General features: G+C 67.2%; 14 protein-coding genes. 7 read left to right on the top strand and 7 right to left on the bottom strand.

The genetic code is table 11. The features are described 5' to 3' along the window. Positions 1 to 185: 185 nt before the first annotated feature. Positions 186 to 1,145, bottom strand: coding sequence for a helix-turn-helix transcriptional regulator (locus ON37_RS07470; protein WP_040718057.1), 960 nt, complete (start codon positions 1,143 to 1,145; stop codon positions 186 to 188). Positions 1,146 to 1,239: 94 nt separating this feature from the next. Here ON37_RS07470 and ON37_RS07465 point away from each other — a divergent pair, with 94 nt between their 5' ends. After that, the gene (locus ON37_RS07465) at positions 1,240 to 1,785 is read left to right on the top strand and encodes a DinB family protein (RefSeq protein ID WP_040718056.1); all 546 of its coding nucleotides are present in this window, start codon (positions 1,240 to 1,242) and stop codon (positions 1,783 to 1,785) included. A 54-nt stretch (positions 1,786 to 1,839) separates the two neighbouring features. On the opposite strand, the gene ON37_RS07460 is transcribed toward ON37_RS07465, so the two are convergent. Next, a complete protein-coding gene (locus tag ON37_RS07460) occupies positions 1,840 to 2,076 on the bottom strand; it encodes a type II toxin-antitoxin system VapC family toxin (protein WP_051031302.1) in 237 nt (78 codons plus the stop codon). A gap of 237 nt (positions 2,077 to 2,313) precedes the next feature. Between ON37_RS07460 and ligD the strand changes: the two genes are divergently transcribed. Together ligD and ON37_RS07450 are read left to right on the top strand one after the other, a co-directional pair. After that, complete coding sequence (ligD, locus tag ON37_RS07455; protein WP_040718055.1) at positions 2,314 to 3,279, top strand: non-homologous end-joining DNA ligase; 966 nt, start codon at positions 2,314 to 2,316, stop codon at positions 3,277 to 3,279. A 40-nt stretch (positions 3,280 to 3,319) separates the two neighbouring features. Then, positions 3,320 to 4,249 (top strand): D-isomer specific 2-hydroxyacid dehydrogenase family protein, encoded by a 930-nt coding sequence (locus ON37_RS07450; protein WP_040718054.1) that lies wholly within the window; start codon positions 3,320 to 3,322, stop codon positions 4,247 to 4,249. Positions 4,250 to 4,364: 115 nt separating this feature from the next. Here the strand turns inward: ON37_RS07450 and ON37_RS07445 are convergent, their stop codons facing one another. Next, the gene (locus ON37_RS07445; RefSeq protein WP_040718053.1) at positions 4,365 to 4,826 is read right to left on the bottom strand and encodes a nuclear transport factor 2 family protein; all 462 of its coding nucleotides are present in this window, start codon (positions 4,824 to 4,826) and stop codon (positions 4,365 to 4,367) included. A 42-nt stretch (positions 4,827 to 4,868) separates the two neighbouring features. Between ON37_RS07445 and ON37_RS07440 the strand changes: the two genes are divergently transcribed. Next, positions 4,869 to 5,495 (top strand): TetR/AcrR family transcriptional regulator, encoded by a 627-nt coding sequence (locus ON37_RS07440; RefSeq protein WP_245553101.1) that lies wholly within the window; start codon positions 4,869 to 4,871, stop codon positions 5,493 to 5,495. 47 nt (positions 5,496 to 5,542) lie between these two features. On the opposite strand, the gene ON37_RS34650 is transcribed toward ON37_RS07440, so the two are convergent. The 3 genes from ON37_RS34650 to ON37_RS07425 form a co-directional block, all read right to left on the bottom strand. Beyond that, positions 5,543 to 5,680 (bottom strand): PIN domain-containing protein, encoded by a 138-nt coding sequence (locus ON37_RS34650; protein ID WP_339374458.1) that lies wholly within the window; start codon positions 5,678 to 5,680, stop codon positions 5,543 to 5,545. Continuing rightward, positions 5,647 to 6,153 carry a DUF4254 domain-containing protein gene (locus ON37_RS07430; protein ID WP_210742551.1) on the bottom strand — a complete coding sequence of 169 codons (507 nt, stop codon included), beginning with the start codon at positions 6,151 to 6,153 and terminating at the stop codon, positions 5,647 to 5,649. Before ON37_RS07430 ends, ON37_RS34650 begins: the two co-directional genes overlap by 34 nt. Before the next feature lie 62 nt (positions 6,154 to 6,215). Continuing rightward, positions 6,216 to 6,503 carry a hypothetical protein gene (locus tag ON37_RS07425; RefSeq protein ID WP_245553100.1) on the bottom strand — a complete coding sequence of 96 codons (288 nt, stop codon included), beginning with the start codon at positions 6,501 to 6,503 and terminating at the stop codon, positions 6,216 to 6,218. A gap of 231 nt (positions 6,504 to 6,734) precedes the next feature. Between ON37_RS07425 and ON37_RS07420 the strand changes: the two genes are divergently transcribed. From ON37_RS07420 to ON37_RS07410, 3 genes are all read left to right on the top strand, one after another. After that, positions 6,735 to 7,625 (top strand): helix-turn-helix domain-containing protein, encoded by an 891-nt coding sequence (locus ON37_RS07420; RefSeq protein WP_040718050.1) that lies wholly within the window; start codon positions 6,735 to 6,737, stop codon positions 7,623 to 7,625. Beyond that, positions 7,622 to 7,831 carry a DUF397 domain-containing protein gene (locus ON37_RS07415; RefSeq protein ID WP_040718049.1) on the top strand — a complete coding sequence of 70 codons (210 nt, stop codon included), beginning with the start codon at positions 7,622 to 7,624 and terminating at the stop codon, positions 7,829 to 7,831. The genes ON37_RS07420 and ON37_RS07415 overlap by 4 nt, the downstream gene beginning before the upstream one ends. A gap of 100 nt (positions 7,832 to 7,931) precedes the next feature. Continuing rightward, positions 7,932 to 9,026: a methyltransferase gene (locus tag ON37_RS07410; protein WP_040718048.1), complete on the top strand. Its 1,095-nt coding sequence runs from the start codon at positions 7,932 to 7,934 to the stop codon at positions 9,024 to 9,026. A gap of 38 nt (positions 9,027 to 9,064) precedes the next feature. On the opposite strand, the gene ON37_RS30845 is transcribed toward ON37_RS07410, so the two are convergent. Beyond that, positions 9,065 to 9,541, bottom strand: a 477-nt coding sequence (locus ON37_RS30845; protein ID WP_051031299.1) for a hypothetical protein, incomplete at its 5' end; no start/stop codon positions are given.

Raw genomic sequence — 9,541 nt, 5'->3', positions numbered from 1 at the left:
GGCCCGGCGGGTGCTGGAGCTGTCCAGCGCCGAGCTGAAGTAGGGCCTGGAACGCCGAAGTAGATCGCAGAACAACGGAAGCCGGTGTGCACCAGTGGTGCACACCGGTTTTTGCTCTCCGGCCTCCGGCCTGGCCCTCGCACCGGTCCTGCCAGCCGTGCGAGCCTTGCCACCCACCTCTACCACTACTTCGCCGCCGCGCGTCCGAACCGGTCGCCCCAATCTCGCAGCTCCGCCACGAGCTCCGGGGGCTCCACCACTTGGAAATCGGCGCCCGCCACGCCCAGGGCGAGCATCGGCCAATGCAGGGAGTCGGCGGAGATCGTTACGCGGCAGTGGTCGGAATCGATGGGGGTGACGGTGCTGTAGCGGCCTATTCGTTCACGGATCGTGTCGGCGGGAGCGGCTACGTTCACAACCACCCGGTAGGGGCGGGGTAGGTTCGCCATGCCGGCGCGGACGAATTCGGCTGGGTCGGTGGGCAATTCGCGCGGGCCGAAGCGGTAGGCGTCGCTTCGTGCACCGGTGAGCCGGTCGAGGCGGAAGCTGCGCCAATCCTGGCGGGTGAGGTCGTAGGCGACCAGGTACCACCTGCGGGCCAGGGATACCAGTCGATGCGGTTCGACGTGGCGCTTGGATTCGCGGCCGTCGGCGGCGGTGTAGGAGAAGGTCAGCCGCTCGCCGTCGCGGCATGCCACGGCGACGGTGGTGAGCGCGGCCGGGTCCAGGGCCGGACCGGTAGCGCCCGGCCAGCCGGCATCGACGGTCATCGCGCGGAGGGCATCGACCCGGCGGCGCAACCGGGGCGGCATCACCTGGACGACCTTGGCCAGTGCCCGCACCGAGGATTCGGCGACGTCGGCGACCATCGACTGGGTAGCGACGTGCAGGCCGACGACCAGGGCCACCGCCTCGTCGTCGTCGACCATCAGCGGCGGCAACGCGGCGCCGGGGGCGAGCTGATATCCGCCGTCGACGCCCCGCTGCGCTTCTACCGGATAGCCGAGGTCACGCAGTCGTTCGACGTCACGGCGCAGCGTTCGGGCCGAAACCCCGAGCCGATCGGCCAGTTCCGTTCCCGGCCAGTACTTGTGGGTCTGGAGCAGGGACAGCAGCCGCAACGTCCGGGTACTGGTATTCGCCATATTTCGATTCTCCGCCAATTGAGGTCAGAAACTGACCGCTAGGGCCGCTAGCGTGGTGAGCAACCCGGAAGAACCACCGACGAAAGGCGACACGATGACTCAGGCCAACGGCACCGAAGCGGCCACCGACACCCTTACCGGCGAGCGCGCGGCCCTGCTGGCGGTGCTGCGCAAGCAGCGTCATTTCCTGCGCTTCACCACCCGCGATCTCACCGACGCTCAGGCCGCGCACCGCTCGACGGTCAGCGAACTGTGCCTGGGCGGACTGATCAAGCACGTTGCCTCGGTCGAACGGACGTGGGCCGACTTCATCACCGAAGGCGCCTCCTCGCACAAGAATTTCGCCGATATGACCGAGGCGGACTTCCAGCAGCGTGCCGACGAGTTCCGCATGCTGCCCGGTGAAACCCTCGCCGGGGTGCTCGAGGCATACGACGAGGTCGCGCGCCGCACCGACGCGATGATCGCCGGCCCGATCGATCTGGATGCGACCTGGCCGCTGCCGGAAGCCCCCTGGTTCCAGGAGCGCGAATGGTCCACCCGTCAGGTGCTGCTGCACATCATCGCCGAAACCGCCCAGCATTCCGGGCATGCCGACATCATCCGAGAAGCGATCGACGGCACGAAAACCATGGGCTGAGACCGGGTTCGGAGGAAAGTGGGCTGGGGCCTCGGGCCGGCAGGCGGCCCCGGCTCATACCGGCAGGATGTCGACGTCGTATTTGTGGCACCACGGATCCCGCAGCTGCTCGGGAAGGTCCGCCGGTCCCTCGAGCTTCCCGATCGACTGTTTGATCGCAATCTCCCAGATGGTCACCGCACTGAGGAACACATCCGGCTCACCGGCGAGGGTGTCGACCAATTCATCGGAGAGGGCCGGATCACCGGTGAGCCAACACAACGCGACATGGGTATCGAGAAGCAGCCTCATGGGGTGATACCGAAGTCACGGGCGATCTCGGCGTTGGTGTCGTCGGAGTCCCAGTCGGCGGCCAGCCGCACCTGGCTTCGCTTCGTGGATATCGAATTGCTCCGCGGCGCTAGCCGACATCGGAACCTCCTTAGCCAAGAGGTTAGTCCACCTCGTCCGTGACCCACATCGGCCGCGACTTCATGTCCTCACCGCGAGTCCCGCCGATCGTCGTACCCACCCGCTATCGTCGATCCGGTGACCAGTAAGTCGGCGCCGGCGGTGGAGTTGACGGTCGGTGAGCATACGGTGCGGGTGTCGAATCCGGATCGGGTGTACTTCCCGGATATCGGCGCCAGCAAGCTCGATCTGGTGCAGTACTACCTGAGCGTGGGTGACGGCATCGTCAACGCGCTGCGGGATCGGCCGTGCATGCTGCATCGGTTTCCGAAGGGCCTGCCGGGCGGCAAGGTCCATCAGAAGCGGCTACCGGCCGGGGCGCCGGACTGGATTCCCACGGTGCGGGTGCATTTTCCGCGCTACAACCGGTACGCGGACGAACTGTGCGTCAGCGAAGTCGCCGATGTGGTCTGGGCCGTGCAGATGTCGACGGTCGAGTTCCATCCGTGGAATTCGCGACGGTTCGACACCGAGAAACCGGACGAGTGGCGCATCGATCTGGATCCGATGCCGGACTGCCCGTGGTCGCGGGTGCAGCGGGTTGCCGAGGTCGCCCACGAGGTGCTCGACGAACTGGGCGCCGTGGGCTGGCCGAAGACGTCGGGTGGGCACGGTCTGCACATCTATGTGCGGATCGCGCCCGACTACGGCTTCCAGCAGGTTCGCCGGGCCGCGCTGGCATTCGCGCGGGAGGTGGAGCGCCGCGCGCCCGACGATGTGACCACCACCTGGTGGCGGCGGGATCGCGATCCGAAGATGCTGTTCGTGGACTACAACCAGAACGCCCGCGACCATACGATCGCGGCCGCGTACTCGGTGCGCGGCAACGCGATCGCCACCGTGTCGACGCCGGTGCGGTGGGACGAGATCCCGCAGATCGAGCCCAACGACTTCACCATCGGCACCGTCCCCGCCCGCTTCGCCGAACTCGGCGATCTGCATGCCGGCATCGACGATACGGTCTTCGATATCGAGCCCCTGCTGGAGTGGGCCGACCGCGATCGCGTCGATGTCGACCTCGACGAGGAGTCGGCCGAGCAGTGAGAATCGCCGATTTCGAGATGCCACGAAGGAGTTTCGACGTATGACCAACTCAGCCCGGATCGCCCTCGGGCCGGTCGCCGAGGAGTCCCTGCGCCGGGCGATCACCGGCGCCGGTGCGGAGATCACCGCGTTGTCCGAGGCGCAGGCACTGGTGTGGGACGGCGGTCCGAACGGGTTTCCGGAGCTGCCCGCGTCCGTGGAGTGGGTGCAGTTGTACTCCGCCGGGGTGGAGGACTTCTTCACGGCCGGCATCTTCGACCGCAACCCGAACGTCGTATTCACCTCGGCCGCAGGCGCATTCGCCAAGAGCGTGGCCGAGGGGACGCTGGCACTGCTCCTGGCCGGCGTGCGCTATCTGCCGGAACATATCCGCGCCCACACCTGGCGGCAAACCGACTTCTTCCCGCGGATCGACACCCTGCGCGGCCGCACGGTGGCGGTGGTCGGCGCGGGCGGTATCGGCCGCGAGGTCATCGCGATGCTGGAACCGTTCGGCGCCCGGGTGATCGCCGTCAACCGGTCGGGGACCCCGATCACCGCACCGCATGTCGTGGAAACCCTTCCCGCGCACCGGATCTCGGAGGCATGGGCACGTGCCGACCACGTCGTCGTCGCCGCGCCCGCGACCGACGACACCCGGCACCTGATCGGGAAGGACGAACTGGCCCAACTGCGACCGCACTCCTGGGTGATCAATGTGGCACGCGGCTCCCTGATCGACACCGAGGCACTGGTGGCCGCGCTTCGCGACGGCAGCATCGGGGGCGCGGGGCTGGACGTCACCGAGCCGGAACCGCTCCCCGACGGTCATCCGCTGTGGGATCTGCCGAATGTGATCATCACCCCGCACGATTCGAATCCACCCCACTTGCGCACGGCCGCCTTCGCCGAGCACGTCGCCGACAACGTGGCCCGGTTCCTGCGGGGACAAGAGCTCAACGCACGCATAGACCCGACGGCCGGCTACTGAAACCTGCCCCCCGGTACGGGCGGTGCGTCCACGGTCACCCGCGTCCGCATTCACCGGGCGTGTTCATCGGCATTCGCCACCGAACGAGTCGAGGTCGATCGGAGCGGCCGGACGTTCAGTGAATCGGGATGTCCACCCCGTGCTGATCGGCGGGGCGGGGACCGAAGATCCGCCGGTCCGCCCGGGCGATGGGCACGTCGTTGATGCTCGCTTCTCGACGAGACATCAGGCCCAGGTCGGTGAATTCCCACAGTTCGTTGCCGTAGCTGCGCCACCACTGCCCGTCGCGGTCGTGCCATTCGTACTGGAAACGCACGGCCATCCGGTTGTTGCGGAAACCCCAGAGGCTCTTGCGCAGTGCGTAGTCGAGCTCGCGCTCCCATTTCGCGGTGAGGAAGGCGATGATCTCGTCCCGGCCACTGATGAACACATCCCGGTTCCGCCAGATCGAGTCAGGGGTGTAGGCGAGGGCGACATGCTGGGGATCCCGGGTGTTCCACGCGTCCTCGGCCGCCTGCACCTTCTGTGTGGCGGTCTCGAGTGTGAACGGCGGGTAGGGCGGGCGCGATTCCGACATCAGCTTTCCTGTCCGTTTTTGGAGAACGTACGTTCTCCATCGATGAAGTATCGTAAGGAACGACCGTTCTCGATGTCAAGGAGCCAGCTCACCATGCCCGCCACGCTCAGCGCCGAACGGAACGCGGCCGACCGGGAAATTCTGCTCGACGCCGCGGAAGATCTGATGTACGCACACGGCGTCCAGGCGGTCGGGATGGACCGGATTCGCGCAGCGTCGGGGCTGTCGTTGAAGCGGATCTACTCGATGTTTCCGACGAAGGAGGACTTGGTAGTCGCGATGTTGCGTCGCCGCGACCAGCGCTGGCGAGGCGCGCTCACGGCGTACGTCGAGCAGGTCGACGACCCCGAACGGCGCGTGCCCGCGCTGTTCGAGTGGTTGCGAAACTGGTTCGGGCAGGACGGTTTTCGTGGCTGTGCGTGGATCAATATCCACGGCGAACTCGGCACCGATTCACCCGCGGTCCTGGCCGAGGTGCGTGGCCACAAAGCGGCGTTTCGCGCCGCGATCGACGAGTGGGTGCCGGCCCGCCCGGAAGCCGCGGAGGCGATTTACCTGCTCGCCGAAGGAGCGATCGTCACCGCGGGCATCACCGGCGACCCTACTGCGGCGACGCGCGCCGAACAGGCCGCGGCCGCGATACTTTCGGCGGCTACACCGAAATCGTAGGGTTCGGACGGCGCCCGGCAGGTAGGGCGGTGCGGCGCCCGCCCTACTCACCCGGGTTGCCAGGGATCGATCGTCGCCACTCCCATACCGGCGAAGTCCTTCACATTCCGGGTGACGAGCGTCATTCCGTGCTCACTCGCCGTCGCGCCGATCATCGCGTCCCGCTCGGCATGCGGATCGGGCAGGTGCAGACGTGCGGCCCGGCGGGCGCCGGCCGAATCCAGGTCGAGAAATTCAGGCCGGGGAGGGCGCGGAGACCGGAACCGACCTCAGAGGCCAGGTCGGTGTAGGCGACGGCGAGTTCGGCGAGGCGCTGCCAGAGAAAATGGCGATGGGTTTCGGTGGTGGCGCCGTTCAGCGCGTCGCGTGCGTCGACGCGGAAGCGAGCGATGCGGTCGACGACCGTACCGACCGATTCGGTGTGCAGGTAGGGGGCGCTTCTGGCCTGCGGCAGATCGGTCGCCACCCATCGGTCGATCATCCGGACCAATTCCGCTCTGGCACACTCTGTTTCGATATATCGCAGTGGAACTGGACGCCGGCACGCGGTATGCAGTGCGGCGAGTTCGCGGGCGGCGTGCAGAACCGGGTGGGGCGTCCGGACCACCCCGTCGCATGCTCGCAGGAGTTCGTCCTTGGTCGGGAGTTCGGCAATCATCAGGGTGCCTCCGGTGTCGGGTCGAGTGCGGGTGCGAGCTCGAACGGTGATGCGGGCCGGCGTCACACGCCTTCGCCGTCGCTGATCAGCAGCAGATACGCTGTTTCCAGATGCACCGTGCACTCGTCCGGATGATGTGATCGGTGGATCGCTCTGAGCTCGCGAGCCCGTGCGGCGGACAGTTCCAGTAGGTGCACCCGGCACAGGAATTCCGCGAGAAATCCGTCGGCGTGGACGAATGCCTTCTGCCGCAACGAATCCGGGCTGTGTACGCCGTCGGCGGCGGCGAAGGGCGAGCTTGGCGTGTCGCTGCGGGGCGCGGTACCGTCGTCGGCAACGGGTTGGCTCATCGAGACCTCGACTCGCATAGGGGTTCTGGGGCGGTCAGGGGCGGCACGCATCCGGTGGGGCCGGTGTCGTCGCCGCGATGTGGGTGCACTCAGGACACACCGAGAAAGCCGGTCCGGCAACGATTTTCCGTGGCAATTCGACGGAAATTTCGCGTTGTTCGAGTTCTCGGGAAATTCCTGTTCGAGTACGAACGCCGATACTCAAACGAGCACTTCAGGAGGCTACAGCCGATGACGCCCGCATCCACCGATTCCACTGTTGCCCGGCGCATGCTCGGACTCACGCTCGAGGCCATGCGAGAGGAACGGGCGATCTCCCGGGAGGCCGCGGCCGAGGCGATCGGGGTGGCTCGCTCGACACTGTGGAAGATCGAGACGGGGCAGGCCGCGCGGCTCAATCCGGTACTGCTGAAACATCTGTGCGAGCTGTTCGGAGCGAGTCCGAAACAGACACGGGTCGTGCTGGAACTGGTGAAGGAGACCAAGGCCGGCGGATGGTGGCAGGCCTTCGCCGAGGACGCGATCCCCAAGGAATTCGGACTGTTCGTCAGCCTCGAGGACGCGGCCGAACGCATCACCTCGTATCAGACGACGATGCTGCCTGGATTGCTGCACACCGCCGAATATCGGCGCGCGCTGGGTTGGGTCGAATTCCCCAATAAACCCACAAAAGAGCTGGAACGAATGCTGGCGGTAGGCATGAAGCGAAAGGAACGGCTCACCAGCACAGACAAACCGCTGGCGATGGATGTGCTGATCGACGAGTCGGTACTTCATCGGACCACCGGCAACGCGACCGTCATGAGAGACCAATTGCACCATCTGGCGGAGATCGGCTGCCTACCGAATGTCTCCATCCGAATCGTGCCACTGTCGGCTGGAACCTACCGTGGGCTCATCGTCGGCATGTTCGTAATCCTCGATTTCCCAATACATCCCACTGCGGCCCTCACGATGCCACCGGTCGTCTATGTACAGGGATTCCTGGGGGACCTGTATCTGGAACGCCCCGACGAGATCCGGCAGTATCGTGAGGTGTGCGCCGGCATCCAGCGGCTGGCGCTGGATGAGGCCGACAGCCGAGCCCTCATTCTGCGGATCGCAAAGGAGTATGCAGAGTGAACGTTGATCTGTCCCGGGCGCAATGGTTCAAGAGCAGCAGAAGCTCCGCGTCCAAGGACTGCGTGGAGGTCGCTTTTCTCGACGGGGGCTCGATCGGGGTCCGGGACAGCAAGGACCCGACCGGTCCCGCGCTGATCTTCACCCCGGCCGAATGGGACGCCTTCACCACCGGCCTCGCGGGCGACGGCTTCCCGCATTCGGCGTAGGCGAGCACGTTCCGGGCTCGCCGCGGCGTCTCGGCCCCTCCGGGCGGCCGACGCGACGTAGGCTCGGCGCGTGGCCGCCCACCGACGGAGGGAGTTGCGCATGGCGTTCGGGTTCCCGGAACTGCCCCCGCTGCCCGTGGTCCGCGCCGTCGAAACGGTTCGATACGTGCTGGGCGAGGCGTATCGGCGGTTGGCGCCGGGACCGCTGGCGCTGATGGAATTGCTGGCGGCGGGGTGGTTGACGCAGGCGATACATGCCGCGGCCGCCTTGGGGATCGCGGACGAGCTCGCGGCCGGTCCGCTGCCGGGACCGGAGCTGGCGCGGCGCGTGGGCGCCGACGAGGATGCCCTGCGGCGATTGCTGCGGTTGCTGATCAGCCACGGAGTCTTCACGCAACGGCGCGACGGGCGGTATGCGCTGACACCGCCCGCGCGAGCCCTGCGCCGGGACGCGTCCGCGTCACTGCGGGACGCGGCGTTGTTCTTCGGGTCCGCGACGCACCGGGCGCACTGGACCCATGTGGTGGACGCGGTGCGGTCGGGCGACCCGGTATGGCCACAACTCGACGGGATGACGTTCTTCGAATACGTCCGGGGCGACCGGCAATTCGGCGCTCTGTTCGACCGTGCGATGACGAGCATCGGTTCGCTGACCACCGAAGCGCTGTTCGCCGCCTACGATTTCGGACGATTCGGCACCGTGGTCGACGTCGGCGGCGGCGAGGGCGCCCTGCTCGCCGAAATCCTTTCGCGCGCACCCGGAACGCGCGGTGTCCTGTTCGACCTTCCGGATGTGGCGGATTCGGCGGCCCGGCGGTTCAGCACGGCGGGCCTGGACGACCGCGTCGACATCACACACGGGTCGTTCTTCGAATCCGTCCCGGAAGGCGGCGACGCATATCTGTTGAAACATGTCCTGCACGATTGGCCGGACGACCGCGCGGTACAGATTCTCCGCGCGGTCCGCGCCGCGATGCGCCCGGCCGCCCGGCTCGTCGTCGTGGAAATCGTGTTGCCGCAGCACGATCGCCCACATCCGGGCAAGTACATCGATCTGGAGATGCTGATCAACAGCGGCGGCCGCGAGCGGTCGGCCGAGGAGTATCGGAAGCTGCTCGCCCGCGGCGGATTCGCGCTGACACGAATCGCCGAGACGGTATCGCCGGAGTCCGTGCTCGAGGCCCGGCCCGTGTAGTCGGCGCGACGCCGTCGAGTCGAGGTCCGGGGCCGGTTTCAGCCTCCGTCGGGACGGCGCGGGTGCGGCCGCACGGTGGCGAGGTGTTGCGCGACCAGTTCCGCCCACCAGTCGGCGATCGACCCGACGACGAACCATGCGGCCCGGACTCGTTCGTCGTCGGCCGCATCCGCTTGTCGCAGCAGCACGGTGGCGCGTACCTGCGCCGCGGCCAGGCCGTCGACAGCGGCACCGAGCGAGCGGGCATGGGCGGGGGAACAGGTGCGTTCGCCGACCCAGCGGTCGATGTCCACGACGATTTCTCGTCGGCGGCAATCGATCTCCGCCACCCGCACGGGTGCGGTGCGGCGGTCGAGGTGGAGTTCGGCCAGCCGGCGAGCCCCCCGGGTCACCGGATGATCATCCGGGTGATCGCCGATATGGCCGCAGCAGGCGGCGAGAAGTTCGGCCCCGCCGGGCAATTCGGCATCGAGATCGGCGGCCGTGCCCGGGGCGCCCGTCCCCACGGCGCCCCG

It is taken from the genome of Nocardia veterana NBRC 100344 (assembly GCF_000308855.1).
Taxonomy (GTDB): domain Bacteria; phylum Actinomycetota; class Actinomycetes; order Mycobacteriales; family Mycobacteriaceae; genus Nocardia; species Nocardia veterana.
Note: the sequence above shows the minus strand (reverse complement) of the source record. Positions and strands in the feature narration are given on the sequence as shown.

Coding starts and splice junctions, on each gene's coding strand:
- ON37_RS07470 (WP_040718057.1), bottom strand. CDS start 1,145: ATGGCGAATACCAGTACCCGGACGTTGCGGCTGCTGTCCCTGCTCCAG.
- ON37_RS07465 (WP_040718056.1), top strand. CDS start 1,240: ATGACTCAGGCCAACGGCACCGAAGCGGCCACCGACACCCTTACCGGC.
- ON37_RS07460 (WP_051031302.1), bottom strand. CDS start 2,076: ATGAGGCTGCTTCTCGATACCCATGTCGCGTTGTGTTGGCTCACCGGT.
- ON37_RS07450 (WP_040718054.1), top strand. CDS start 3,320: ATGACCAACTCAGCCCGGATCGCCCTCGGGCCGGTCGCCGAGGAGTCC.
- ON37_RS07445 (WP_040718053.1), bottom strand. CDS start 4,826: ATGTCGGAATCGCGCCCGCCCTACCCGCCGTTCACACTCGAGACCGCC.
- ON37_RS07440 (WP_245553101.1), top strand. CDS start 4,869: ATGAAGTATCGTAAGGAACGACCGTTCTCGATGTCAAGGAGCCAGCTC.
- ON37_RS07430 (WP_210742551.1), bottom strand. CDS start 6,153: ATGATTGCCGAACTCCCGACCAAGGACGAACTCCTGCGAGCATGCGAC.
- ON37_RS07425 (WP_245553100.1), bottom strand. CDS start 6,503: ATGAGCCAACCCGTTGCCGACGACGGTACCGCGCCCCGCAGCGACACG.
- ON37_RS07420 (WP_040718050.1), top strand. CDS start 6,735: ATGACGCCCGCATCCACCGATTCCACTGTTGCCCGGCGCATGCTCGGA.
- ON37_RS07410 (WP_040718048.1), top strand. CDS start 7,932: ATGGCGTTCGGGTTCCCGGAACTGCCCCCGCTGCCCGTGGTCCGCGCC.